We start from the raw sequence: 25,967 nt of genomic DNA on the forward strand, positions 1-25,967 counted from the left end.
GTGTCTCCGACCGTCACGAAAACGTTGCAGGCGACGTTCGCACCACCCACCGCGCACAAGCAGACGAAACTCAACGACCTGCTCGAAACCTACCGTGACGGTCTGCAAGAGGCGTTCGACGCCGGGGCGAGTACCATGTCGGCGGTGAGCGACATCGTGACGCCCTACGACCTTCCGTATCAGGCAAAGGCTGCCCTCTGCAACTACGTCCCGAAACTCCGCAAGACGTACAACGCGAAGGAGTTGGACAACGAGCACCCGATACGGCTCACGAATCAGGCTGCAAAGTTCGACCACTCGGAAGAACGCGAGTACGAGTTCACGTGGTGGGTTCCGCGTTCCGGTCGGGGAACGAACTTCTGGATACCGCTCCGCATCAACCCCGAACAGGAAGACCTCTGGCACGACCTCATATCGGAGGACGCCAAGGCGGGCGAGATACGGCTTCAGAAACATCGGAAGAACTGGGTACTGCACGTCACCGTCGAGTACCCGGTCGAAGAACCAACGACTGACGGTGACGCCACGCACATCGGCTTAGACATCGGAGAAACCGCTCTCATCACGGGCTGTGCCCTCAAGGACGGTTCTCCGACTGACCCGTTCGTGTGTAACGGAAGTAGAGCGAAGCATCTCCGCAAAGAGATGCACACGAGCCTGAAACGACTCCAAGAGCGTGACGCATCCGAGTGGCGGATTGAAGACCGCTTCTCGCACTACCAGAACGCGCTCACCGACATCGTGGAGAAAGCGTCTCGACAGGCCGTCGAGTACGCCACACAGTACGAGAATCCGGTATTGGTGATGGAGGACTTGACGTATATCCGAGAACGACTCGACTACGGGAAGTACATGAACCGTCGCCTTCACTCGTGGGCGTTCGCCCGACTCCAAGGGCGCATCGAGGACAAGGCGACGGAAGCAGGCATCCCAGTTGAGTACGTGAATCCGGCGTACACCTCACAGACGTGCCACTCGTGCCACCGTATCGGTCGGCGGGACTCGCAGGCCGAGTTTCGGTGTCCGAACGACGACTGCCACGTTTCGACGTTTCAGGCCGACATCAACGCTTCCGTGAATATCGCACGACGGGTGGACCCGTGGGGAGAGAGCGTCCCGCTTGACAAGGCGGAACGCGATGACTCACCTCGGGATGGGAGCGGTTGTGACACCGCCACGACTCACCGTGAGAAGAGCGTACCAGCGCAGATGACGCTCACGGCCTACGAAGAGTCAGAACCCTCTGCCAGCGACGACTGACTGGTATTCCCCATGCGTGGGAAGCCTCGCCGTTTACGGCGAGGAGGATGTCACATCCCGAACGTGTTGGACCCATAGGAGACTTCATACCCCGTCGCGTAGGGACCGGAGTTCTAACTCGTTCACGCTTCGCGCGTCATGAACCCGCTTTACGACCGACTGGAGCCTTATCTCAACTCAGCGTCAACATCCCTTCTCCGGGATAATCTCCGACCCCGGATGAGTGTCCGGTACCCGGACCGGTCGTTGTCGCTTCCCCGATGTGGTCGCTCCCTCCCTCGGCCCAGTTGTCTACCGCAAGGGATCCAAGGAGTTCAGGACAGAGGTTCGGGTAATGACTGTGTCGACGCCACGACAGCCGTTGGGTCACCTCGAAGCCACACAGCCGAGACGGACCGTTCGCGGTTGCGGTTCGCTGGGATCGAATCCGCCTGGGCCTCGCTCCTGATTCTGATGTGGTTCGCTTCGCTCACTGGTCGGAACTCCAGGAATGCCGCCTCCAGGCATTGAACTCAAGGTTCAAATGCCTACCCACTCTAATTTAGAGTATACCGAATCTGCCACCGGAGTGTATGTGGTGTGGTCAGGCACTGAGCCCCAAAGGCGTCGAGAAAATCGAAGAGCGGCGGGAGCGGATGTTCGACTCCGCACTCGAAGCAGAGGGCGATATGAAAGAACGCCTCAAAAATGTCCAAAGTGAAATCGAAGAACTGCGGGCGCTGGGGCTGGAAATCTAACAACTAATCTAATTTTTCCACATACATCTCTAACGCGTCATAAACCTGCAGTTGTTCGTTTGAAACCTATCGGCACTTAAAACGCAACTGTAGAGGATACCAGCAGCCAGGAGGATTCGGGTCGGTACCCGGTTCCTCCGATCAACCGGAAATACACATCTCAATTCATTAAATTTATGACTTTCCGACTCGCCTGAGGGAAGGCCGCGTGACACTACGTGGCGTGCCAGCCAATGACATTCGAGCACGACGACTGCGACTGTTCGAGCGGCACCGGACGACGGAACTTCATGCGGGGCTGTGGGGCGGCGATGGCGCTCGCGCTCGCTGGGCAGAGCCTCGGGTCCGTGGCGGCCCAGGAGGGAGAGGACGAGGAGGAGCCCCCGATCGAGCGGATCCTCGCGGACGCGCCGAAGGACTGGGGTCGCTGGGGCGAGGACGACCAGCTCGGTCGGCTCAACCTCCTCGGGAGCGAGCAGGCGTTCGCGGGGATGGAGGCGGCGACCCGCGAGGGCCAGTCGGGCGTCCGACGGTTCACGCTCCAGCTCTCGATGACCGGCGAGGTCCTCAACCCCGACCCGGAACAGCCCGACGTGGTCTTCCCCAACGAGGAGGTCGAGTGGCCCTCGACGGACACGGGCGATCCGGCGTTCCCACCGCGGACGCCCGCCCGACGCGACAACACGACCGGGGAAGGGGGGAGCCCGGTCGCCGGCGGGGTGGCGTTCGTCGACGACAAGTGGGCGACCGACTTCTTCCTCCAGGGGACGACCCACCTCGACGCGCTGGGACACGCCTGGTACGGCGACGAGATCTACAACGGGTTCCCGGCGAGTTCGACCAACACCGAGAAGGAGTTCCAGACGACGCTGCTCGGGACGCCGGTCGAGCCCGACGGGGCGGACGCGGGCGACGCGCCCGACGGGATCGACGCCCTCCCCGACAACGGCGACCCGGAGGAGCTCGCGCCGATCGCCGAGACCGAGGGGCTCGCCAGGGCCGACGTCTCGCTGCCCGGCATGGAGGGCCTCGCGGGGCGGGGCGTCCTGCTCGACGTCGGTCGACATCTCGACGTCAGCGACGAGAAGGGCCGTCTGCCGCTGGGGTACGGCATCACCTTCGAGGACCTGATGGAGACCGCCGACGCGCAGGGCACGGAGATACGCGAGCGGGACATGATCGTCGTGCGGACGGGGGCGATCGAGCGGACGCGCGACCCCGAGGCGGAGTGGGCTCCGCTTGACGAGCCCGGTCTCCTCTACAGTGAGGAACTCGTCGAGTGGGTCGCGGACATGGACATTCCCTACATGGGCGCGGACAACCTCGCGGTCGAGAAGGTGTCCCAGCAGATCAACGTCGAGACCGGCGAGCCGTGCCGGTTCGGGTCGAACTGCGAGACGGTCGTCATCCCGCTCCACGGCGCGCTCATGCGGAACCTCGGGATGTACATCAACGAGATACTCGACCTGCGCGACCTCGCCGCCGTCTGTGCGGAGGACGGGATCTACGACTTCCTCATGACCGCGGCACCCCTGAAGGTCGAGCGCGGGAGCGGCGCGCCGATCAACCCGGTCGTGCTGAAGGCGAGCACGGTCGACTCCGACGACGAGCCGACGGGGACCCCGACCGGGACGCCGACGCCGAAGGGCACCGATACCGAGACGTCGACGCCGGAGGGCACCGATACCGGTACCGGGACGGAGACGTCGGGCGGGACGGGAACGGGGTCCCCCGACGGGACCGGGACGGCCGGCGGGACGGGCCCCGGAACCGAAACCGGGACCGGGACCGGAACGTCGACGCCGCCGGGAGCACCGACGCCGGACGGACCCGGGACTCCGGACGACTGAGGGGGGAGCCGCCGGGCTCCCGGGACGCGGAGCCGGGCCTCACAGGACGCCCGCCGCCCCGAGCACGGCCACGAGCGCGTCCGCGAGGTCCTCGCTCGGGCCGACCCGGACCGTCCGTCGGTCAGGTCCGAGCGCCCGTCGGAGCGAGGCGGGGGCGGCCAGCGGGGCCGGGTTCGACGCCTCGAACCGCCGGTGACCGTCACCCTGACCCGCCACGGCCAGGAAGCAGTCCGCGACATCCGCCATCTCCGCGTCGACGGCCGAGTCCCCCGCGGCGAGGACGTAGTCCCAGTCCCGGGTCCCGCGCAGGGTCTCCAGCGCGGCCCGCTTGTCGACCGGCTCGTAGCGCCCCGTGTAGCGCCCCTCCTCGGTTCCGAACGCCGTCGCCCTGATCCGCGCGTCGTCGACCAGCAACGCCGCGTACGACCGGACGAGGTGGGCGGGCGCGTCCGAGACGAAGGCCACCTCGCCGCCGGCCTCCCGGACCCGACCCAGCACGGTTCGCAGTCGACCGTCCACCGGGAGGCGCTCGCGGACGATCCGGTCGGTCGCGCGCTCGACCGACGTCCGGTCGCGCCCGCGGAGCATCTCGCCGTAGCCCCCCAGCGTGGTCCGGCGCATCCCGTCGTAGTCGAGCGAGCCCCGTGTGGCCGAAGTCGAAGCCGACGACGCTCCCGAGTCCGGTCGTGATCGACCCGCACGGACGCGAGCGATCCGTTCGAGTGCGTCCCCGGCGAGGGAGGGTCCGCCGAACGTTCCCACGAGGCCGAGCGCACGAAGCACCCACGCCCAGCGCCGGCGGGTCGGCTCCCCGCCCCGGTAGCGGGCGACCTCGAGGACGGCGCGGCGGAGTCGTTCGCGCTCCGCGTCGTCGAGGTCGAGCGTCGAGCCCCCGACCGCGAGGTACGCCATCGTCTCGACGAACACCGACCCGTCGCGGTAGGCCGTCCCGTCGAGGTCGAGGGCGAGCCCGACCCGGTCGCCCGGTGTGTATCCGAGGGGAGCCCGCGGCATCGGGGAGGGGTGGACGCGGGACGAGGAATGGGTTGTGGTCGGCGCTGCCCGTACGGGACGGCGGTGAGAGAAGCGGTGGCACCGGGAACGGGGAATCACCGGAGCCGTGCGGCCCGCCTCGGCGGGGTCCGTCGACGAAACCGACTTGCCCGTTCCGCCCGTCGTATGCGGGTATGGATAACGGCGCGACACCTGCCGACCCCGAGGTCGAGCAGTCACCGACGAGGGGAGACTCCGACGCGGGGGACGGTGGGGTCGTGATCAGGAACCCGGTCACCGGCGTCTCGGTCGCCGGGACCGACCGGGCCGGCTGGGACGTCGAGATACGCCTCGAACCGGGCGCGAGCGGACCGGCCGAGCACGTCCACCGGACGATCGAGGAGCGGTTCGAGGTGTGCGAGGGGACGGCCACGTTCCGGGTCGACGGCCGCGAGCGCGCGCTCGGCGCCGGGACCGAGCTGCGGATCTCCCCGGGGACCGCACACGCCTTCGGCAACGACGCGGACGAGGAGGCCGTCCTCCTGGGTCGAACGGTGCCCGAGAACGACGAACTCGGTCGCGTCGTGGCGACGCTGTTCGGCCTCGCTAGCGAGGGCCGGACCGACGACTGGGGACGTCCGGGGTTCCTCCAGGGGGCGGTCATCGCGGAGGCGGCGCTCGAGGAGACGTACTTCGCGGACGTTCCCTACGGCGTCCAGCGGGCCGTCGGACGGCTGTTCGGTCCCCTGGGACGGGCGCTCGGCTACCGGGCGACGTACGACCGCTACCTCGAGGAGTCGTTCTGGCGTGGCGAGAGCGACGGGTCCGGTCGGGCGGGTGACCGATGAGGGCGTGACCGACCGGAACCGGGGCGTTCATCCCTCCTCCCGGCCGACCGACGGGGATGAATCGAACGCTCCCGGCGGTCGGCCTCGGGACGATGGGGGTCGACGACCCGGCCGTGATCGAGACGGCCATCGGCCTCGGCTACCGACACCTCGACACCGCCCAGGTGTACGGGAACGAGACGGTCGTCGGCGAGGCCATAGCGAGGAGCGAGATGCCCCGCGCCGAGCTCCTCGTCGCGACGAAGCTGTGGGTGACGGACCTCGCAGCGGGGGACGTCCGGACGAGCACGCGGCGGAGCCTCGACCGGCTCGGGCTCGAGTACGTCGACCTGCTGTACGTCCACCGGCCCCGGGGGTCGTACGCCCCGGAGACCACGCTCCCCGCGCTCTCCGAACTCGTCGAGGAGGGACTGGTCGGGGGGATCGGGCTCTCGAACTTCTCGGTCGAGGGACTCGAGGCCGCCCGCGAACATCTCGACGTCCCTCTCGTGGCCCACCAGGTCGAACACCATCCGCTGTTCTGGCGAGCGGAGCTGGTGGCCGACGCACGCGAACACGGCTACCCACTGGTAGCCTACTCGCCGCTCGCGTCGGGGCGGGCGTTCGACCTGCCACCCGTCCGCGAGGCCGCCGAGGCACACGGGGTGTCGCCGGCACAGGTCTGTCTCGCGTGGGTTCTCTCCCGCGAGGAGGTGGTAGCGGTGCCGAAGGCCAGCTCCGAGGACCACCTCCGGGCGAACCTCGAAGCCCGGAACCTGTCCCTGTACGAAGAGGAGATCGCCCGCATCGACGCCATCGATCTCGAGGTGGAGCTGTTCCCGGAGTAGTGGGCAGACCACGGGACGTCCGACCAGCCGCCGGGAGACGGGCACTGGTAACCGTGTCAGTTACCCACGACTGCCGTCGTGGGCTTGTCAGTGGACTTCCGTTCTGCCGTCGAATCGACGGAGGCGGTTCGAGTCGAGTATTGTCGGCTTCCTCTCACGACTAAAGTCGTGGGCTTCCGCCTTGCGTCTGTGTGAAGCCGGGCGCAGGGTTTAATCGGGTGGTCCCGAGGTTCCGGGTGTGGGCGGATCGATCGATCCCATCGCGTACGACGTGGCGGAGCTACGCCAGCTGGCACGGGTCAGGGGCGACCGCTACGTCGACGATGGGTTCCTCTGGCTCGAACTCCCGGAGTCGTATCCGCCGGCGGGGGAGACGGCCGACTACGACCGGCCCGTGGCGTGGTCGGGCTCGCTCGAGGAGCGACAGAAACCCTACCTCCGCCGGCTCCCCGAGGGCGACCGGGGACGGCGAGTCGTCCGGGAGTGGGTCCAGGAGCTCGTCGACCGGGCGGGGGCCGACGCGGCCGTCGAGGCGTTCGCCTACTACGAGTCGCTCGGCTGGGTGACCGAGGCCGTCCGGGCCGAACTCGAGGGCTACCTGCTCGCCGTCGGCTACCGGTCCGGCGGGTCGCTCGGAGACCTGACCAAGGCCGACCACGTCGAGAGCCTGGCCCGGACGGTCAGGCTCGCACAGCTCGCCGATCCCGACGGGAGAGGGGAGGGGGCGGAGGTAGTCGGGGGCGACCGGGAGGGGCAGGAGGACGAACTGGTCGACGAAGGGGCCGAGAACGCCGATCCGTCGAACGGGGGGCGGGCTGATCGGGTCGACGGGAAGGGAGAGGGGGTCCGTACCTCGCCCGGGGACCGGTGGCTCGACGCCGTGGTGAGCGACGTGAGCCCGCCCCCCGATCCCGACGCAGACGAGGACGAGGGAACTTCCGACGACGACGAGGACTCCGGGTTCGAGTTCGGTTCCCGGGCGGAGTGACACGCGGGACCTGTGCCCTCAGCATCTGATTCCGCGGCGGCCTATATGACGGATGGGACCTCCCATTGGGTATGGCTACCGAGGATCCGAGCGAGGTGGACGCCGAGGCACCGTCGGCGGAGACGGAGACGGAGGCGGACGAGGACGCGGTCGAGTGGGAGGAGAAAGCCGTCGAATCGGCGGAGGAGGACGCCACCGAGGAGGCCGAGGACGACACCGGGAGCGCGGAGCCCACGCCAGTCGGTGTGAAACTCGGGAGCACGCGGACGGTGCTGGCCGCGCGGAACGGGTCGGACGTCGCGACGACGGCGTCGCTGACCTGTCTCGCCACCTACGAGGACGCCCTAACGGGCGAGGAGCGCGTCATCTACGGCGAGGAGGCGGCCGTCGAGTACCCCGACCGTGTGCAGTACATGCTCCGGTCGGGGCTCCCGGAGGACGACGAGAACGCCGAACTCGCGGGGACGTTCTTCCGCGAGTTCGTCGACGCCAACGACGTCCCCGGGGACAGCGTGGTCGTCTACGCCATCCCGACCATCGAGAACGAGGCCGGACTCGCCAACCTCGAGACGGTCATCACCGGGAGCGACATCGGGGAGGCCCACACGCGGTCGTACCCCGAGATGCTGTGTGCGTCGATCCCGGCTATGGGCGACGAGCTGGAGGCGATCGAGGAGATCTTCGTCGCGGTGAACCTCGGCTCGACCAACCTCGAGGCCTGTGCGTTCCGGCGCGGCGAGCAGCTCTCGCGGTTCGCCACCGGGGCCGTCACCGGCAACGAGGTCGACCGGACCATCGCCAACTACGTCGAGGACGAGACCCAGGGTCGGGTGAACATCGACCGGACGACGGCACGCGAGTACAAGGAGACGCACGCCTCGTTCGTCGACTTCCAGCCGTTCACGGACGTCATCCAGCAGCCCGGCGGCGGCTCCCACGAGTTCACCATCGAGCACGCCGTGATGGACGCCGTCGACGAGTACGTCGACGCGCTCGTCGACGAACTCGCCAACACGTTCCTCCCGCGGCTCGCCAACGACTACATGAAGACCTACAAGCTCGCGCTGGACAACGAGGTCGTGCTCACGGGCGGGATGACCTGCATCCCCGGCCTGGTCGATGAGGTCGAGGAGCGCCTCTCGGAGGCGCTCGACCGCGAGGTCAGCGTGGTCGCACCCGACGAGCCGGTCACGGCCGCCGCGACCGGCGCACAGCGCATCGCCGACCGACTGGTCGAGAACGACGCCTACTGACTCCCGCCTCGAACGCTCCTTCGTCTTCTCGCGTATCTCGGCTCGATCGACGAGCACCGGCCATCCGGTGCACGATCGGTGGCCGAGCGGGCCGGCTTCCCGGCGATCTGCCACGTTCTACCGCACCCCGGCACGTCTCGTTCCAGTCTGCTGTCACACGATAACACGCGTCTCCAATCACTTAACCGTCCGCGCGTCGTATCGATACCATGAGCGAGGAGACAGGGCGTCGGAACCTCCGAATGCCCAACGACGACGAGCTGTTCGCGGTCGTGACCGAGCACAACGGCGGCAACCACGTCCGCGTCCGCTGTGAGGACGGACAGAACCGGATGGGCCGGATCCCCGGCCGGATGAAGTACCGGACCTGGATCAACGAGGGCGACGTGGTCATCGTCGAGCCGTGGTCCTGGCAGGACGAGAAGGCCAACATCGAGTGGCGCTACACCGGCCAGGACGCGGAGCAGCTCCGCCGCGAAGGTCACATCCAGTAGACAGAGCCTTTCTTCTCCTTTCGGGCCGGCGAGCACGTAGCCGACGCGCCGTCGATCCCTCGCTTCGCGGTCCGCACAGCGCGCGCGAATCCTCGTTACGCACGCTTCGCCCCTATCGTCCGTTCGCCCCGACCCTGACGAAGGGTGCCTCCGAGGGGACGCCCCCGCGGAGGAGGAACAGCATGTAGTAACCGGGGGGTGCCACGTTCGAGTTCTCCGGTACCGCGACCGTCAGCGATCCTTCGTTCCGGTCGAGTACCCGCAGTTCGACGAGCCGCTGGTCCGTGTTGAGGCAGTGCGTGGTCGAGGACTGCCGGACGAGGGCCACCTCGTCGACCGTCCGGGCGTCCGGCGTTCGCACGTTGAGCGTCTCGCCGTAACCCACTACCTCCGGGACCGCCTCGACCGTCGGTCGCGGCTCCCGGAAGAGGTACGGCGGGCGGTAGGTCTCGATGCGGCGTTCGTCGACGCGGCGCTTCGGGTTGCTCCCGGTGGTCATCACCCGTCCGTCGGGGAGGAGGAGCGCGTTCGAGTGGTAGAGCCGGTCGACGGCCATCGGCGCGAGCGTCGTCCACGTCCCGGTCCCGGGGTCGAACAGCTCGGCCTCGTGGACCGCCCCCGGTATCGAGGGGACCGCCCCGTCCACGTCGTCGAGTTCGTCGATACCGTGGAGGTGACCCTTCGGCCCGCGTCGACCGCCCATCACGAACACGGTGCCGTCGGGAAGCAAAACCGGATAGGCGTAGTAGCGGGCGTGTTCCATGGGCTCGACCGAGCGCCAGGAGGGACGAGCGTCGCCGAAGTCGATCATTTCGGCGTCGGCCACGGGCTCCTCGCCCGTCGGCGTCCCGCCGCCCGCGAGCAACACCCGCGCCCGGTAGTTCTCTCCGGGACGGAGCGGGAGGAGCACCGACGCGCCCTCCTCGCGCTCCTCCTCGTTCGGGAGCCCGTACTCAGTCCACCTCCCGGTGCCGGGATCGAGGCGCGCGGTCGGGAAGTTCCGGAGCGAGAACGGGAACGTGTAGTGGGTGTTGTACGACCCGGCGTAGAAGACGCTCCCGTCCGGGAGGAGGTGCAATCGAGGGTACAGGGGGAGCCACCGGCCGGCCCCCCGGAGAACCTCCCAGCCCTCGCCGGGGGTGTACCGCTCGATCCGCCGGAGGACGACCCACGGTGGGTGTTTGGTGAGTCCCGCGGCGGCGAGGACGCTCCGGTCACCCAGCGTCACGAGGGTCGGGTACCACCGTCCTGCGTCGGTGTCCTCGACCCGCGTCCACCGCTCGTCCGTCGGATCGAACAGGTAGGCCTGGTCGAGCCCGCTGAACGGCGGGAGGTCGGGCAAGCCACCGATCGATATCCCCCCGTCGTAGCGGTGTGTCCCCCCGGCGGCGAGGAGGCGGCCGTCGGCGAGGAACGCGTGACCGACACAGAAGAGATCACCCGCGAGCGTCTGATCGACGACCTCGATCTGCCCGGTTCGTGGGTCGAACAGCTCCGCGGGATAGGGGTTCCGGAGCCGCGTCTCGTCGTTCGCCGATCCGCCGAACGCGAGCACCTTCCCCGTGTGCAACAGCGCGACGTGGACCGGCAGGTGACCGAACCGGTGCTCGACCGGCTCCCACTCGCCGCGTTCGGCCGGTGGTTCCGAGTCCTCGCTCGACATGGTGGATCGTGGTCCTCCTTCTCGGTGTGGCCAAGCCGACCCCCGACGGGCACGGCATGTCACCTCGTCGCACAACCGCCGAACCCATCTATCTATCGTCGGGGAGCCGTCCCGCTCGGCGGCGTTCGGGTGTCCCGCTCGACGGGAACCTCACCGCACGGCTCGTCCCGGACGAGGCAGTCTCGAAGGGGAACTCCCGCTCGCACGCGAACCGGTGGATCGGACGACGTCGCGGGGATCTCCCCTCGACGGGTCGACGTGTGGCCGGCCATACCCCGGTTGGTTGGGGATCGGTGGTAACACCGTCCACCGGGTCGGGACGTGGCGATCGAGCGTGGCCGTCCCGCGGATGGGCCGGACGTGGACCGTCAGCGTCGAGAGGGCGAACAGGCGACGACTACACCGCTCCCGGGCCGTCGTCGTCGCGCTCCCGCGTTCCAGCCCGGGCCGGAGTCAGACCACGACGGCGGTGGTCCCGTTCCGGTACTTGAACCTGGGGGCGAACGCGTCGGTCGTCCGGGCCGCGGCGCGCGACACCGTCGGAAGCACGGACCGGATCAACACGCCGGAAGAGCATCACCGCCGACCCGGCGAGTGGTCACGGGGGTGACCACGTAGGTCGCTTCCGATGCTGTGTCCGCGAATATCGGTTCACCGTCGTGCTCCGTCGTGTAGGCGTACGGAACGGTGACTCGAACGTGGGTGCCGGAGGTGCTCAGCTTCGTGATGGACGCGTCCCTGCTCGGTCCCGCCCCCTCGTTCACCCCCCAGTCCGTGAGACAGGGGGTGTCCGAGAGTCGGTCGGCGACGTAGTCCTCCTCGGCGGCCAGCGCCCGCTGTCCCGCGAGCGGAACCGTCCAGACGCCCACGCCCACGACGAGGAGCACGAGACCGTACAGGAGGCGCCGTGTGGTGATCTCGGGGCGCATCGGTACCGGGACCCTGGTGTCGTCACCGGTGAAGGCCTTCCGGTAGGTACGGCGGTCGTTTCATCAGACGCGACTGACGGCCCCGAGATCGGCGGCCTCGCCGACCGGACGACTACGCCTCTCCGGCGAACGCCTCTTCGAGGGCCCCCCCGAGCGCGTCGGCGTCGACGTCGCGCGGGTTCGTCGGCAGGCGGCGCTCCTGGACGAGCGTGTTCTCGACCATCGCCTCGACGTCACCGGGGCCGAGACCCACCTCCCGGAACGACCCCGGGAGGCCGATCGCGTCCCGCAGGCGGGCACACTCCGCGACGAGCGCCTCCGCGTCCTCGCCCGCGTCGAGATCCCTCGCGAGGTCGGCGTACGTCTCCCGGCGGACGGGGAGGTTGTACTGCAGGCCGGCTTCGATCGAGACGGCGAGACAGTCGCCGTGTGGGCGGTCGGTCATGCCGCCGACGGTGCTGGCGAGCGCGTGGACCACCCCCAGGCCGGCGTTCGAGAACGCCACCCCCGCAAGGTGTGCCCCGAGACTCATCGACCGCCGCGAGGCGGGCGTCCCCTCGGCGACGGCCCGTTCGAGCGCCCCGTGGACGAGCGAGAACGCCCGCGCGGAGTACGGCCGCGACATCGGGTTCGCCCCCTGGTAGGTGATCGCCCTCGGCTCGACCTCGGCGTAGTCGCGGGCGGTCAGGGATTCGAGGGCGTGGACGAACGCGTCGAACCCCGATCGGGCGGTCAGTTCCGGGGGAACCCCGTCGGTGAGCGCCGGGTCGACCAGCGCGACGTCCGGGCGGAGCTCCTCGTCGCTCACGCCTCGCTTGACCCCAGCGTGGGAGACGACGGCGGTCTGTGTGGCCTGTGAACCCGTCCCGCTAGTGGTCGGCACGGCGACGAGCGGCGCGATGGAACCCGGAGCGCGGTCGACGCCGAGGTAGTCGGCGGCGTCGCCGCCGTGGGCCAAGAGCAGCGCGACGACCTTCGCCGTGTCGAGACAGGAGCCGCCGCCCAGCCCGACGACGCCGTCGACGGCGTCCGTCGGGAGGGCCCCGAAGTCGTCCGTCGACGGTTCGGTGGTGGCGTCGTGGAACACGGGGTCGGCGAGCCCGTAAACGACGCGGTCGACGATTCCCGCCTCGCGGATCCCCTCGTCGGTGACGACCAGCGGGCGGTCGACGCCGAGCCGATCGAGGCTCTCGGGTAACTCCTCGCTCACCCCGACACCGAATCGGGTCTCCGGGGCGCGGAACGACAGCGGCGTCGGACCGACGTCGGTCCCTGGGTCGGGCGTGTCCATGTCACCGACTCCCGGCCGGCCCGGGTATATACTCACGGGGGCGAGGGGTGTGGATCCGACGCGAGCCCCGTCTAGCGTTCGGAGTCCTCCGGCGACTCGTCCTCCGTTGTCCCGCCCTGGGGGTCCGGTTCGCTACCCGGTGCCCCCGGCCGTCCCCGTCGGAGGTGCCGTACCGGATAGCCTATATCGCTGACCTCCTCGAACGGCCGGTGTCGGTCCCAGGCGTCGGGGTCCGCCTCGTGGAGTTCACCCTTCCAGGACCGGGGGCGAGCGGCGACGAGCGCCACGAGCAGTGCCGTCGCCGCGACCACGGCCGAGACGGCCAGCCCGGGTATCATCCCGATGGCGGCACTCTCGGGCCAGGCGTCCACCGAGAAGGACGTAACACGGATGACCCACGCGAACAGCAACAGGGCGAACAGCGGGAGGTACACCCGGCGCAGCCGGTGGGCGACCGCCGCCTGGAAGCTCAGCTTCATCGTCGGCCGGACGTAGTCGCGGCTCAGCTTCTCGCGCCACGACGGGTCGGTCAGGCCGACGTCACGGTCGAGCGCGTACGCGAAGACGTTCTCCTGGAGGACCCTGACCCGGCTCCGCCAGATGTCGTACCCGCGGTACCGGCGGGACTCGATGACGAGGAACACCGAGATGGCGGCCGCCCCGACCAGGATGACGTAGTGGGGGTTGTTCTCGCTCGAGAAGGCCCATGTGAGGACGGCCGCCATCACGATGACCGCCCAGTTGGTCGTCCGGTCGAGCCGCTCGCGCCAGGCCTTCATGCGGTGGATCTCGCCGCGGTAGAGGTGGGCCAGCGCCGACCCCGCGCCGCCCTCGTCGAACATCCCCTCCGCGACCCGTGGATCGTCGATCCCACCCGAGTCGTCGGATCCGCCCGGAGCGTCCGTCCCGGCACTGGTCCTGGCCGTCGCTTCGGGATCGTCACCTCCCCCGTCGTCGTCCAGGTCCCCGGTGGGGCCCCGGCGACCGTCGCTGGCGTCCTCCGACATCCGGTCTCGACGGTCCTTATCGGTCGAGTGTATTAATCACATTGCTCTGCAATCCCACTGGATCCGGGCCCAGGAGTTATCGGTCCCGGGATAGACGTGAGAGCGTGTCAGAGCGCGTTCCGGCCGAGGTCGAGGAACTGCTGACGAGCGAGCCGCTGACGGCGTACCTCGCGACGAGCCGCGAGGCCCGGCCCCACGTCGCGCCGGTGTGGTACCGCTACGAGGACGGGGTCGTCGAGGTGATGACCACCGGACGAAAACTGGAGAACCTCCGCTCGAACCCCCGCGTCTCGATCGCGGTCCAGAAGGAGCGGGCCGGTATCCCCGAGTGGACGGTCACCCTCCTCGGCACCGCCGAGGTGGTCGAGGACGAGGCAGAGAACCGGTCGGCGAATCGGCGCATAAACCGGAAGTACGGCGTCGAGCCCGACTCCTGGGAGGGAAACACCCTCGTTCGCGTGACGGTCGGGTCGGCGAGCTACCGGACGTACTGATCCGGCTCCCCCGTCCCGACGGCGGACCGCTACTCCTGTCGGCTCTCCGCCGGCGAGACGACGGACGCGGAGAACCGGACCCGCGTGAACACCTCACAGATCAGCAGCACCGCCAGGAGCGCGCCCACGGCGGCGGCGGCGAACGTCTCGGCGTTCGTCGGGTCGACCCGGTCGAGGTAGTGGTGGAACCAGAAGAGGTTCGCGTAGGGGGTCGTGTGGAACGAGCGGACGAGCTCCGAGCCCCTGGGCAGTACCCAGTGGATATCCGGGATCATCCCCCAGACGCCGCCCGCGACCAGCACCGTCGGAGAGCGGAGGAGGTGCGGGGCGATCAGGGCGAGGAGGAGGGCGGTTGCCATCGTGCCCACGGCGAAGTGGGCGATAGCCAGCGACATACCCGGAATCGGGGGCCGAGTAAACATCAACCTGGTGGGTGACCTCCTCCCCGCCGTGAAGGCGGGGCTTCCCACGGCACCGCGCCGCTGGGTGGGATCTTTGCTGGTTTACGACCTGTCGGCATGACGGGCCGATGGCGTTCACGAGAGCGGTGCTCTCGTGCAGCCCATCAGAACGGCGAAGCCGTTCTGAGGACGGGGCCACACCGCCGTTACTCCTATCCCGGTAGGGGACTCGGAGTTATCTTGTACCGAGACCCACAGTGGTTCGAGAAGGTGTGTCTCGAAGAGTCTGGCCCTCGGAGCCCCGATACTGTCCGATTGGAACGGCGGGCGTGCCGCCTCGGGGGATGTCATGCTGCATCTTGGTACTACATAAATATATCCACAGTCACCAGTACACCGTTAGTAGCGGTGTTGTCGGATTCACTCCCGCCGTACACGGCGGGATTCTCTCCTTGCAGAAAGATAGTTTCGGGCGGGGGCGGACGTAGACTGACCGCGGCGCGGGCCCACTCGCCACCTGTGGCGGTCCTCGACACCGATACCCGACACGGAGCCCCCGTGTCCCCGTGTACGGTCAGATCGACAGGTCGTCGATGTCGACCGGGACGTCCGTGTTCAGCGACCGCCGTCCGGCGACCAGCACCCGGAGGACGTCGAGCGTCTCGTCGGGGTCCAGCGACGGCTCGCCGGCCCGGGCGGACTCCACGAAGTGCCAGAGCGTTCGCCGGAACGCGCGGAAGTTGTCGCGGAGCTCGTGGTGTGAGCTCCGCTCGGACCCGTAGAAGGCCACGTCGAACGTGAGCGGCACGTCCCCGAGCGAGTCGATCGAGACGAGCGTCCCGTCGTCCATCGTCACCGTGATCGCGGTGTGGTCATTCGCCTCGCCGCCTTCGACGCCCTGCACCGAGACGGGCCGGGCGTCGAGGACGCCGAAGACCGCGTCGAGCATGTGGACGCCGTACTTCTCCCAGTCCCTGAGTACCGCCGCCTGGACGAGCTGCATGTCCCCGTAGCTCCCCGGGACGGCACGTGGGCCGTCGAGCTCGCGGGCGTACCGGAACCCCGAACAGGACATCAGCAGTCCGGACTCCAGATACGGCCGCAGGGTCCCGATATCGTCGGTGTCCATCGCGAGCGGTTTGTCGACGAACACCGGGACGTCGTCCTCCAGGAACGGCATCGCCATCTCGGCGTGGCGCTCGTAGTCCCCCCTGAGGAGGAGGACCGCGTCGACCTCGTCGCGCATCCCCTCCAGATCCCCGACCGCGTTCGGGATGCGGGTCGCGGCGCGGAGCCGCTCGGTCTCCTCGGCGTCCTGCGTCCAGGCGTGGGTCACCGACACGCCGTCGAATCCGAACTCCGAGCGGTCCTTCGTGCGGAGATAGTCGTGGATGACGTCCCAGTCCGAGGCCGCCATCCCCTCGTCGTCGTAACCGTTGACGATGGCCGAGAAGGAGTAGGGGTGGCCGTTGCCCTCGGTGATGCCGACGACGCCGAGGTCGAGCGACTCACCCGCCATCGGCGACACCCCCGGTCCCGCTCCCGCCAGCCGTCGGCCTCCCCCCGTCGGGGCTCGTCGCCGTTCCGTCCCGTTCCTCGAGCACCGCCTCGGCGAGCGCGAAGTCCACCTCCGTGTCGATGTCGACCGACCGTTCGGGGGGCATCACGACCCCGTCGGCGTCCCCGAACAGCAGCGAGACACCCTCGTCGGGCACGGCGTCGACGTCGAACGCGTAGACGCCGCCGTTGAGCTGGTAGGCCTCGGGCAGCGACTGGCGCGGCTGCCAGGGGTCGGCACCGTCGACGAACGGCTCGGGCGGGGCGTCCTCGTCGAGCCGCCAGGTGCGGTGGGGGTTGACCTCCGCCTCGACGAACGTCGCCACGGAGTCGAGATCCGACCCGGCGAGCCGATCGAGACAGCGCTCGACGTCCTGCGGCGCGCGCAGTGGGCACGTCGGTTCGAGCATCGCCACGTACTGCGCCGTCTCGCCCCGTCCGGCGAGCTCCTCGACGGTGTGACGGATCGTCTCGATGACCAGCGAGTCGTCGCGGGCCAGCTCCGGCGGCCGGTCGAGTACGTCCGCGCCGAACTCGCGGGCGACCGATGCGATGCGCTCGTCGTCGGTCGAGACGACGACGCGGTCGACCGCGTCGGTCGCCGCCGCGACGTCTATCGGCCACCCGACGAGCGGCTTGCCGCCGAGACGTCGGACGTTCTTGTCCGGGACGCTCTTGCTACCGCCGCGCGCGGGGACCAGCGCGACGACCCGCTCATCGTCTATCATATCTCCAGTTCAGACGGACCACGTAACTATTTTCCCCACTTCAGATAGCCGTCCACCTCCCCTCCCCCTGTCCGCGATCGAGGGCGTCAGTCGGTCGCCGAGTAAGGACGATACGCGCTCGACAGCAGGAACTCCCATTCCGGTGCCGTGGCGACGTGAATCGCCCTCGTGTAGCCACGGTCGGATGCGTACTCCGGCCGGCCGGACAGGGAACTTATCAGAACCGGGTCCGAAACGCTCGGTCGTGGCTTCGACGACGCTTCCGCACGATCGGGCGGTCACCGACTTCGTCGACGGAGTCGAGGCCGCCCGACTCCCCGGACTTCGACGGCTCGTCCTCTTCGGAAGTGTCGCCCGATCGACGCACACCGACGACTCGGACGTCGACGTGCTCGCAGTCGTCGACGACGGGGCCGACGAGACCGCCGTCGAGGAACGACTCCGCGACATCGCGTACGGCGTCATGCTCGAGCACGGGCCCGCGTTCAGTATCCACGGTGTCACGGAATCGGCGCTCGAGCGTCGATCCGATCACCCCTTCTTCAGGCGGGCGCTCTCCGACGGAAGACGGATATATGATTGACGAGCGGTACGTGGAGGAGGAACTGGCGAAGGCACAGCAGGCGCTGAACGATGCCGAGCAGCTCGCCTCCGGTGGGAGCGACGAGGGGGTGGTCAACCGGCTCTACTACGCGGCCTTCCACGCGGCACAGGCTGCCCTGTACGACCGGGGGATCGAACCGTCTTCACACGTCGCGATCCGGACCGGTTCGGTGAAGCGCTCGTGCTCGACGGATCCGTGGACCGGAGTCAGGGTCGGCTCCTCACGACGCTCGCGGATCTCCGTCAGCAGGCCGACTACGGGTACGAACCGATCGACGCCGACGTCGCCACGTTACTCGATCGGACCCGATCGTTCGTCGAATCGATGGCCGCTCTCGTCGATTCGGAGCCCGGGGAGTAGAGTGAGGGCCCCGGAGCGGGGGACGTTCGACGGGCCACCGTTGTAGACTCAGCGAGTATACGTCCTCTGGATCCGGCTCGAACGCCCGTGACGACCCGGGTCGTGCTGCGGGAAGGTCCCGTCTCAGGTGGCCGTCAACCCCCCGTCGACGACGAGGTTCTGCCCGGTCACGTAGGCGGCCGCGTCGGAGGCGAGGTACGCGACGGCACCCGCCACGTCGCCGGGGTCGGCCATCCGGCCCAGCAGGGTCCGTGCCTCGTACCGCTCGACGAACGGCTCGGGCTGGTCGTCGAAGACCCCGCCGGGACTCACGACGTTCGCGCGGACCCCCTCGTGCCCGAGGTAGGAGGCGAGGTAGCGCGTGAAGTTGATGATCCCGCCCTTGATCGCGGCGTACTCGACCGGGCTGGTCATGTCGAGCCCCTCGTAGACCGAGAAGTCGGGGGCACAGGTCCCGTAGATCGACCCCAGGTTGACGATGCTCCCTCCGTCGTCCTGATCGGCCATCAGGAACCCCGCCGCGCGGGAGGTGAGGTAGTACCCGCCCAGGTGGGCGAGGACGTTCTCGCGCCAGTCGTCGTAGGTCACCTCCTCGAACGGGCGGCCGTAGGCCTCGTTCCGCGGGTAGGCGCAGTTCACGAGCACGTCGAGGCGCTCGTAGTCACTCGTGACCGCCTCGAACAGCGCCGCCACCGACTCCTCCTCGGTGACGTCGGCCCGGTAGAAGGTCGCGCCGGAGCCGAGCCGGTCGGCGGCCTCGCGTCCGTAGCTCTCGTCGGGTTCCACGAGCGCGACGTGTGCGCCCTGCTCTACGAGCGCCTCACAGACGGCCTCGCCGATCAGCCCCGCACCGCCGGTGACCAGCGCGACGCGGTCGTCGAGTTCGAACATGGGGATCGGTCGGCCGGCCGGCAGGTAAACCCCCCGTCGGGGTCGGCGCTGCCTGATTCAAGGAGAGAGTCCCGCCCTTCAGGGCGGGCGTGAATCCGACCACTTCCGCCCCGAGCCACGCGATTATACCATCCGGGGTCGTCTCTCCGATAACTCAACGCGGAAAACTGGAGGTGGGTTGGCGTTCCTCCCGTCGGCGTGGTCGATAACACACCTTCGACCGGACTCACGTCCACCGACGCATCCGCCGAAAGGCGGGCATCAACAACGCGAGCCTCCCGCGCTTGAACCTGCCCACCGTGGCTCGACGGGCAGGCAGGTCGATGGCACGACCCGTGCCCGGATGCAGAGAAATCGGCGTCCGGGGGCATTCCCCAACTCCCTCGTGGACGGCGGGGATGCACGGTGCAAGGAGATACCGCGTCCCTCGGGACGCGCAACACGCCACATCCCTCGCGGGACTCACGTACAGCGCACGAACCGAGACACCCCACACAAGCCGGTGGATTTGCCCCCGTCGGACGGACTGGAGTCCCACGCACCGTTTTGCAGGGTGCGCTGGCCAGCCCGACCCCGAGCGCGGATGGGGAACCCTCGCCGTTTACGGCGAGGAGGATGTCATACTTCCTGTTCGACCGCCGACTTCGACTCCGAGGCCGACTCCGACTCCGGTAGCCCCTCGCGGCTCGCGCCGTGCGGGAACTCGGTGCAGTCGAACCGGGGGAGGCGGAGCGGTCGGTCGCTGAACTCCTCGGCCGTCGCCGCGCGGGCCACGGTCGTGAACGCGACGTCGAACCCCTCCTGGTCGACGATCCGGACCGTCTCCTCGGAGAACGTCCCCTCGGTCCCGTAGGGGTAGGCGAACGCCCGGACGGGTTCGTCGATTACCGACTCGAGGAACTCCTTCGAGTCGACGATCTCGGCGCGCTGTTCGGCGTACGGGAGCCGCGGGAGGATCCGGTGGCTGATCGAGTGTGCCCCGACGGTCATCCCCGCGTCGTGGAGGTCGGCCACCTGGTCGACCGTGAGGTAGTACTCCTCGACGTCCACCCCGACGTCGGCGTCCGGGAAGGCCGCCTCGAGCCGGTCGAGGACGTCGTCCAGCGCCGCGTAGGAGACCTCCTGGTTCAGTATCCGCTTGAACGTCCGGACCTGCTCGGGCGTCTCGCGACCGGCGTACATGTCCTCGCTCTCCTCCGCGTCGGCATCGAGTACGCCCTCCTCCCGAAGGAGCGAGACGAGCGTCTCGACGAGTCGGTCTCCGGGGACGGCCCCGGCGAGCGTGTGGATGCGGTGGACCGGGAGCGGTCGCCCGTCGACGAGTGGTGCGGTCGGGATGAAGAAGATGCCCCACAGCCCCCGCTTTTCGAGCTCGGGGAGCACCCACCGGTGGTGATCGGCCACCCCGTCGTCGAACGTCAGTACGGCGGCGTCCTCGGGCGGTTCCCTCCCCTCCCGCACGAACTCGAAGAACCGCTCCCTGGAGACGAGGTCGTACTCCTCCTGCAGGTGGTCCAGCTGCCGGCGGAACGACTCCAGCGGCAGGTGGTAGTAACCGTACGGCGGTGACTCCATCCCCGGTCGAACGTAGTGGTACATCAGCGTGTTCATGTGTCCCCCATCGTCGTGCCGAGACCGAGCGTCGCGGCGTTCGTCGCTAGTAGGGCCCCCACCTGATTCAGATCGTCGGTAGTACGCCCCCTAAACACGGCTCGGTTCCTGTCCGATACAACCGTGTCGTTTTTAAATAAGCTTGCGGCCGATTATGTAATTTCGGATGAATTAACGGGCCATTTCGAATGATAGATGGTGCTCTTTTCCGGAGGTCGAGCGTCGGTCGCCACCCCGTCTCGGAGTGCCCGTCGGCGTCCGGGTCGGCAGTCAGAACACCCTGTCGGGGTCGCCGTGTTCCAGCATCGAGAGGTGGACCGCTCGATACCCGTCGGCGTCGGCGGACTCGATCACGTGGGTCCGTGGCTCGCCGTCGGTCACGCCGTCCGTGTCGACTGCCGAATAGCCCCGGGTCAGCCCCTCGCGCTCGTCGACGTCGACGTGGTAGGTCCCGACCGATTCGCGGAGTTCGGGGTAGGCACACAGCGCGGCGGCCAGCGAGTCCGGCTGCGTCGTCCCGTCGATGCCCTGCTGGTCGCCGGTGAACTCCCGGACCGACGCCGTGATCTCCTCGAAGAACCCCGCGAGCTCGGTGTCGATCCCCGCCACGCGATCCAGTACGTCGGGCCCGAAGACGCCGTCGCGGACGCAGATCCCCCAGTCGACGAGGTGGACCTCGAACTCGCGGAGGACCCGCTTTGCGGCGTCGGGGTCGACCCAGAAGTTGTACTCCGCGGCGGGGGTGACGTTGCCGCCCCACTCGACCGCACCGCCCATCACCCACACCTCCTCGAGCAGGTCGGGGAGGTCCGGTTCGCGGGCGAGCGCGAGCGCCACGTTCGTCAGCGGCCCGATACAGAGCAGCGAGAGTTCGCCGGGCGCGTCGCGGGCGTGCTCGACGATCGTGTCGGGCGCGAACCCCGGCTCGGAGCCGATACCGGTGTCGGGGAAGAGTTCGCCGCCGAGCCCGCCCTCGCCGTGGACGTACTCGGCGTGTTCGTGGGACTTGAGGAGCGGGTCGCGCGCGCCCTCGTACACGGGAACGTCCTCGCGGTCGATCAGCGAGAGCGTGTACTTGGCGTTCTCGACCTCGTAGTCGAAGGGGACGTTGCCGGCGACGACCGTCAGCGCCTCGACGGCGAGACGGTCGGTCAGACACGCGAGGAGGATCGCCTGCGTGTCGTCGCCGGCGGTGTCCGTGTCGACGATGATCCGCCGCGGATCGGTGTCGGTACCGGTGTCGCTCATACCCCAGGGGACGGGGCGCGGGGGAAAGCCGTTGTGCTCGCCACGGACGGGCTCGCGGGGTCGGGGCCGCGTCGAAGGGTTCAACTGTCGGGTGCGCGAGCGCACGGCCGATGGGAACGGTCGCCAGTTTCGGCAGCGTCAACGTCGACCGCGTCGCCTACGTCGATGCGGACGAGGCCGCCGACCTCGAAGCGCGGTACGACTGGTTCCCGGCACGCGGCGAGACCCGATCCGTGGAATCGGTCCCCGAGGCGGTCGACCGGCTGGTCGACGAGACGTTCCTCGGCGGGAAGGGGGCGAACCAGGCCGTCGCGGCCGCGCGGGCCGACGCGACGTCGGGCCTCTACGGGAAGGTCGGCACGGATCACGGGTCGTTCGACGTCCTGTCCTCGCTCGCGGGGTTCGGCGTCGACGTCTCGTCCGTCGAGGTGGCCGAGGCACCGACCGGAACGGCGTACGTCTTCGTGATACCCGGTGGGGAGAACCACATCGCCATCGTCGGCGGGGCGAACGCCGCGGTCGACCCGGCGTACGCCCACGCGCACGCCGAGACGCTCCGCGGGGCCGACTGCCTCCTCGTCCAGAACGAACTCCCGGGGCCGGCCATCGACGCCCTGTTCACGGCCCTCGACGGCCAGCACGACCGGCCGACGGTGATCTTCGACCCCGCCCCGGCGGCGGGAGCGGCCGACCTGCTCGGTCACGCCTGCGTCGATTTCGCGCTCCCGAACGAGGCCGAGGCGGCCGCCCTCGGAGACGCGCTCGACCGGTTCGAGGGTACCGTGGTCTACAAGCACGGTCCCGAACCGGTAGTCGTCGATCCCGCCGAGGGCGAGCGGTTCACCGTCGAACCACCGGCGGTCGACGCCGTCGACACGACCGGTGCCGGCGACGTGTTCGCGGGCTACCTCGCGGCCGAACTCTCCCGTGACGTGGCGCTCCGCGAGGCGGTCGAGTGCGCCTGCGTCGCCGGGACGCTCTCCGTCGAAGTCGAAGGCGTCCAGCGGGCGACACCGATGCTCGAACGGGTCCGGGCGTACCGGCGAGAGATCGGGAGCTGAGGAACGGGGTCGGCGCTACTCGCTCTTCCCGTAGAGCATCCGCCGGAGGACGTAGTGCAGGATACCCCCGTGCTCGACGTACCTGACTGCCGCCGGAGTTCCGACCTGCGCGGTGACGGGGAACTCGACTGTCGAGCCGTCGTCGCGCTCGGCCACTACTTCGAGTTCCTCCTCCACCCCGAGCCCGTCGTCGAGCCCGTGGATCTCGAACCGTTCGGAGCCGTCGAGCCCGAGCGACTCCCAGCCGTCGCCCGACTGGAACTGCAAGGGGAGCACGCCCATCCCCACCAGGTTGTCCCGATAGATGCGCTCGTAGCTCTCGGCGATGGTCGCCCGCACGCCGAGGAGATCGGTCCCCTTCGCCGCCCAGTCCCGCGATGAGCCGGTGCCGAACTCCTTTCCGGCCATCACCACCAGCGGCGTGCCATCCTCCCGGTAGCGCCCGCTCGCCTCGAACACCGTCGTTTCCTCGCCCGTCGGGTGGTGGATCGTGTAGCCGCCCTCGACGTCGTCGAGCATCTCGTTCTCGATGCGGACGTTCGCGAACGTCCCGCGCATCATCACCTCGTGGTTGCCCCGGCGCGAGCCGTAGGTGTTGAACTCGTGGGGCTCGACGCCGCGTTCGAGGAGCCACTCGCCGGCGGGCTGTTCGGCGGAGAACGGTCCCGCGGGGCTGATGTGGTCGGTCGTGACCGTATCCCCCAGTAACATCAGACACCGCGCGTCCTCCACGTCGGCAACGCCCGGTTTCTCCTCGGGGAAGTCGAGGAAGAACGGCGGCTCGCGGATGTACGTCGACTCCTCGTCCCACTCGTAGACGTCGCCTGTGGGTGCTTCGAGGGCCTCCCAGCGCTCGTCGCCCTCGAAGACGCTCGCGTACTTCTCCTCGAACATCGCGGGCGAGACGCTGTCGTGGATGGTCTGACGGACCTCCTCGGTCCCCGGCCAGAGGTCGGCGAGGTAGACCGGTTCACCCGCCTCGTCGGTCCCCAGGGGCTCGTTCTCCAGGTCGATGTCCATCCGCCCGGCGAGCCCGTAGGCGACGACCAGCGGCGGGCTGGCGAGGTAGTTCGCGCGGATCTTCGGGTGGATGCGCGCCTCGAAGTTCCGGTTCCCACTGAGGACGCTCGTCGTCCAGAGGCCGTGCTCGTCGATGGCCCGCTCGACCGGCTCGGGGAGCGGGCCGGCGTTGCCGATACAGGTCGTACAGCCGTAGCCGACGACGTCGTACCCCAGGTCCTCCAGGTAGGGCAACAGCCCGGACTCCCGGAGGTACTCGGTGACGACCCGACTGCCCGGCGCGAGGCTCGTCTTGACGTACGGGGGGACCTCCAGCCCCCGCTCGACGGCCCGTTTCGCCAGGATGCCCGCGGCGATCATCACCGACGGGTTCGACGTGTTCGTACAGGAGGTGATCGCCGAGACGACGACGCTCCCGTGGCCGATCTCGGTAGTCGTGTCGTCGTCGAGCCGGACCGTCACCTGCTTCGAGAGTTCGCCGGCCTCCTCGCCGCCGATCTCCGGCGTCTCGAGCTCGTAGTCGGGGTCGCTCTCGCCGAGCCAGCGAGTGATGGCCTCCTCGCTCACGTCGTCGAGCAGGTGCTCGAACTCGCCGTGGACGAGTCGGCGGAAGTGGGTCCGCATGTCACGCATCGGGACGCGGTCCTGCGGGCGTTTGGGGCCAGCGAGGCTCGGTTCGACGGTCGAGAGGTCCATCTCCACCACCTCGGTGTACTCGGGCTCCTGCTCGCCGAACAGCCCCTGCGCGTCGAGGTACTCGCGGACGAGTTCGACGTGCTCGGGTTCGCGGCCAGTGAGTTCGAGGTAGTCCAGGGTGGCCTCGTCGACCGGGAAGACGCTGATCGTGGAGCCCTGCTCGGGGGCCATGTTCGAGAGGGTCGCCCGATCGGGGACCGACAGGGTGGCGACGCCGGGGCCGAAGAACTCGACGAAGCGGTCGACGACGCCCACCTCTCGGAGCTTCTCGGTGACGTGGAGCACGAGGTCGGTCGCCGTCGCGCCCTCGGGGAGTTCGCCCTCGAGACGGACGCCGACGACCTCGGGGAGCTTCATCGTGACGGGCTGGCCGAGCATCGCGGCCTCGGCCTCGATGCCGCCGACGCCCCAGCCGACCACGCCGATGCCGCCGATCATCGGCGTGTGGCTGTCGGTCCCCACGAGGGTATCGGGGTAGAGCCAGTTCTCGCCGTCCTCCTCGCGAGCGTGGACCACCCGACCGAGGTGTTCGAGGTTGACCTGGTGGACGATTCCGGTACCCGGTGGAACGACGCTGAAGTCCTCGAACGCCCCCTGCGCCCACTTGAGCGCACGGTATCGTTCCCCGTTGCGCTCGTACTCCAGCTCGACGTTCTTCTCGTAGGCGTCGGGCGAGCCGAAGAAGTCGACCTGGACGCTGTGATCGATCACGAGGTCGATCGGTACCTCCGGCTCGACGAGCTTCGGATCACGACCCTTCCGGGCGGCCGCCGACCGGAGCGCCGCAAGGTCCACCACCGCCGGAACGCCGGTGAGGTCCTGGAGCACCACGCGCGAGGGCTGGAACGGGAGCTCCACGTCGGGGACGTCCGGTGCCCACGAGGCGACGTTGCGGACGTCCTCGGCGGTCACCTCGTCGCCGTCGACGTTTCTGAGCACGGATTCGAGGAGCACCCGGATGCTCACGGGGAGCCGGTCCAGTTCACAGAGGCCCTGCTCTTCCAGGACCGTGAGGTCCGCCATCCGGTAGGACTCGCCGCCGATCTCGATGTCGCGGAGGGCATCGAAGGGGTCTGAAGCGGGCATATCGGTCGTCGTAGGCTCCGAGGGGTAATGAAAGGACGACCCGTTCCCGGTCCGGGAGAACGAGCCGTGG

General features: G+C 68.7%; 23 protein-coding genes and 2 pseudogenes. 13 read left to right on the forward strand and 12 right to left on the reverse strand.

The features are described from left to right. The 3 genes from WDJ58_RS20765 to WDJ58_RS20775 all read left to right on the forward strand — a co-directional run bounded on the left by WDJ58_RS20765 (window position 1) and on the right by WDJ58_RS20775 (window position 3,847). Window positions 1–1,260, forward strand: a complete 1,260-nt coding sequence (locus tag WDJ58_RS20765; protein ID WP_338915222.1) for an RNA-guided endonuclease InsQ/TnpB family protein — start codon at window positions 1–3, stop codon at window positions 1,258–1,260. A gap of 572 nt (window positions 1,261–1,832) precedes the next feature. Further along, the gene (locus WDJ58_RS20770) at window positions 1,833–1,997 is read left to right on the forward strand and encodes a hypothetical protein (protein ID WP_338915223.1); all 165 of its coding nucleotides are present in this window, start codon (window positions 1,833–1,835) and stop codon (window positions 1,995–1,997) included. A gap of 233 nt (window positions 1,998–2,230) precedes the next feature. Then, a complete protein-coding gene (locus WDJ58_RS20775; RefSeq protein WP_338915224.1) occupies window positions 2,231–3,847 on the forward strand; it encodes a cyclase family protein in 1,617 nt (538 codons plus the stop codon). Window positions 3,848–3,886: 39 nt separating this feature from the next. Here WDJ58_RS20775 and WDJ58_RS20780 read toward each other — a convergent pair whose 3' ends face one another. Beyond that, window positions 3,887–4,861, reverse strand: coding sequence for an HAD family hydrolase (locus WDJ58_RS20780; RefSeq protein ID WP_338915225.1), 975 nt, complete (start codon window positions 4,859–4,861; stop codon window positions 3,887–3,889). 173 nt (window positions 4,862–5,034) lie between these two features. Here WDJ58_RS20780 and WDJ58_RS20785 point away from each other — a divergent pair, with 173 nt between their 5' ends. From WDJ58_RS20785 to eif1A, 5 genes are all read left to right on the forward strand, one after another. Continuing rightward, window positions 5,035–5,688 carry a cupin domain-containing protein gene (locus WDJ58_RS20785; protein WP_338915226.1) on the forward strand — a complete coding sequence of 218 codons (654 nt, stop codon included), beginning with the start codon at window positions 5,035–5,037 and terminating at the stop codon, window positions 5,686–5,688. A 56-nt stretch (window positions 5,689–5,744) separates the two neighbouring features. Then, window positions 5,745–6,515 carry an aldo/keto reductase gene (locus WDJ58_RS20790; RefSeq protein WP_338915227.1) on the forward strand — a complete coding sequence of 257 codons (771 nt, stop codon included), beginning with the start codon at window positions 5,745–5,747 and terminating at the stop codon, window positions 6,513–6,515. A 238-nt stretch (window positions 6,516–6,753) separates the two neighbouring features. Continuing rightward, entirely contained in the window at window positions 6,754–7,503 is a 750-nt protein-coding gene (locus tag WDJ58_RS20795) for a FlaD/FlaE family flagellar protein (RefSeq protein WP_338915228.1), read from the forward strand. A gap of 71 nt (window positions 7,504–7,574) precedes the next feature. Next, the gene (locus tag WDJ58_RS20800; RefSeq protein ID WP_338915229.1) at window positions 7,575–8,756 is read left to right on the forward strand and encodes a hypothetical protein; all 1,182 of its coding nucleotides are present in this window, start codon (window positions 7,575–7,577) and stop codon (window positions 8,754–8,756) included. Window positions 8,757–8,965: 209 nt separating this feature from the next. Continuing rightward, entirely contained in the window at window positions 8,966–9,250 is a 285-nt protein-coding gene (gene eif1A / locus WDJ58_RS20805) for a translation initiation factor eIF-1A (protein ID WP_338915230.1), read from the forward strand. Between the two features lie 112 nt (window positions 9,251–9,362). Here the strand turns inward: eif1A and WDJ58_RS20810 are convergent, their stop codons facing one another. The 4 genes and pseudogenes from WDJ58_RS20810 to WDJ58_RS20825 all read right to left on the reverse strand — a co-directional run. After that, entirely contained in the window at window positions 9,363–10,913 is a 1,551-nt protein-coding gene (locus WDJ58_RS20810) for a galactose oxidase-like domain-containing protein (protein ID WP_338915231.1), read from the reverse strand. A 557-nt stretch (window positions 10,914–11,470) separates the two neighbouring features. Further along, on the reverse strand, window positions 11,471–11,842 hold the full coding sequence (locus tag WDJ58_RS20815; RefSeq protein WP_338915232.1) for a hypothetical protein: 372 nt from the start codon (window positions 11,840–11,842) through the stop codon (window positions 11,471–11,473). Window positions 11,843–11,954: 112 nt separating this feature from the next. Continuing rightward, a complete protein-coding gene (locus WDJ58_RS20820) occupies window positions 11,955–13,133 on the reverse strand; it encodes an iron-containing alcohol dehydrogenase (protein WP_338915233.1) in 1,179 nt (392 codons plus the stop codon). A gap of 230 nt (window positions 13,134–13,363) precedes the next feature. Further along, window positions 13,364–13,975: pseudogene (locus tag WDJ58_RS20825) on the reverse strand (DUF2270 domain-containing protein); the annotation flags it as partial. A 269-nt stretch (window positions 13,976–14,244) separates the two neighbouring features. Between WDJ58_RS20825 and WDJ58_RS20830 the strand changes: the two are divergent. After that, window positions 14,245–14,634, forward strand: a complete 390-nt coding sequence (locus WDJ58_RS20830; RefSeq protein WP_338915234.1) for a pyridoxamine 5'-phosphate oxidase family protein — start codon at window positions 14,245–14,247, stop codon at window positions 14,632–14,634. Between the two features lie 29 nt (window positions 14,635–14,663). Here WDJ58_RS20830 and WDJ58_RS20835 read toward each other — a convergent pair whose 3' ends face one another. From WDJ58_RS20835 to WDJ58_RS20845, 3 genes are all read right to left on the reverse strand, one after another. Further along, on the reverse strand, window positions 14,664–15,029 hold the full coding sequence (locus WDJ58_RS20835) for a hypothetical protein (RefSeq protein ID WP_338915235.1): 366 nt from the start codon (window positions 15,027–15,029) through the stop codon (window positions 14,664–14,666). A gap of 580 nt (window positions 15,030–15,609) precedes the next feature. Next, window positions 15,610–16,554, reverse strand: coding sequence for a Gfo/Idh/MocA family protein (locus tag WDJ58_RS20840; protein ID WP_338915236.1), 945 nt, complete (start codon window positions 16,552–16,554; stop codon window positions 15,610–15,612). Beyond that, entirely contained in the window at window positions 16,544–17,320 is a 777-nt protein-coding gene (locus tag WDJ58_RS20845) for an acylneuraminate cytidylyltransferase family protein (RefSeq protein ID WP_338915237.1), read from the reverse strand. The genes WDJ58_RS20840 and WDJ58_RS20845 overlap by 11 nt, the downstream gene beginning before the upstream one ends. Window positions 17,321–17,564: 244 nt before the next feature. Here WDJ58_RS20845 and WDJ58_RS20850 point away from each other — a divergent pair, with 244 nt between their 5' ends. The 3 genes and pseudogenes from WDJ58_RS20850 to WDJ58_RS20855 all read left to right on the forward strand — a co-directional run bounded on the left by WDJ58_RS20850 (window position 17,565) and on the right by WDJ58_RS20855 (window position 18,284). Further along, window positions 17,565–17,903 (forward strand): nucleotidyltransferase domain-containing protein, encoded by a 339-nt coding sequence (locus tag WDJ58_RS20850; protein ID WP_338915238.1) that lies wholly within the window; start codon window positions 17,565–17,567, stop codon window positions 17,901–17,903. Next, window positions 17,896–18,069, forward strand: a pseudogene (locus tag WDJ58_RS26395) (HEPN domain-containing protein); the annotation flags it as partial. The gene WDJ58_RS20850 and the pseudogene WDJ58_RS26395, both read left to right, overlap by 8 nt. Before the next feature lie 50 nt (window positions 18,070–18,119). Then, window positions 18,120–18,284, forward strand: coding sequence for a hypothetical protein (locus tag WDJ58_RS20855; protein WP_338915239.1), 165 nt, complete (start codon window positions 18,120–18,122; stop codon window positions 18,282–18,284). Between the two features lie 123 nt (window positions 18,285–18,407). Here WDJ58_RS20855 and WDJ58_RS20860 read toward each other — a convergent pair whose 3' ends face one another. The 3 genes from WDJ58_RS20860 to WDJ58_RS20870 all read right to left on the reverse strand — a co-directional run bounded on the left by WDJ58_RS20860 (window position 18,408) and on the right by WDJ58_RS20870 (window position 22,034). Then, entirely contained in the window at window positions 18,408–19,175 is a 768-nt protein-coding gene (locus tag WDJ58_RS20860; protein WP_338915240.1) for an SDR family oxidoreductase, read from the reverse strand. Window positions 19,176–19,793: 618 nt separating this feature from the next. Then, window positions 19,794–20,786, reverse strand: coding sequence for a polysaccharide deacetylase family protein (locus WDJ58_RS20865; protein ID WP_338915241.1), 993 nt, complete (start codon window positions 20,784–20,786; stop codon window positions 19,794–19,796). 270 nt (window positions 20,787–21,056) lie between these two features. Then, window positions 21,057–22,034 carry a nucleoside hydrolase gene (locus WDJ58_RS20870; RefSeq protein WP_338915242.1) on the reverse strand — a complete coding sequence of 326 codons (978 nt, stop codon included), beginning with the start codon at window positions 22,032–22,034 and terminating at the stop codon, window positions 21,057–21,059. A gap of 110 nt (window positions 22,035–22,144) precedes the next feature. On the opposite strand from WDJ58_RS20870, the gene WDJ58_RS20875 reads away from it, so the two are divergent. Next, entirely contained in the window at window positions 22,145–23,095 is a 951-nt protein-coding gene (locus tag WDJ58_RS20875) for a PfkB family carbohydrate kinase (RefSeq protein WP_338915243.1), read from the forward strand. A gap of 15 nt (window positions 23,096–23,110) precedes the next feature. Here the strand turns inward: WDJ58_RS20875 and acnA are convergent, their stop codons facing one another. After that, window positions 23,111–25,897, reverse strand: a complete 2,787-nt coding sequence (acnA, locus tag WDJ58_RS20880; RefSeq protein ID WP_338915245.1) for an aconitate hydratase AcnA — start codon at window positions 25,895–25,897, stop codon at window positions 23,111–23,113. Between the last annotated feature and the right edge of the window lie 70 nt (window positions 25,898–25,967).

The organism is Salinirubellus litoreus (assembly GCF_037335815.1).
Lineage (GTDB): Archaea > Halobacteriota > Halobacteria > Halobacteriales > Haloarculaceae > Salinirubellus > Salinirubellus litoreus.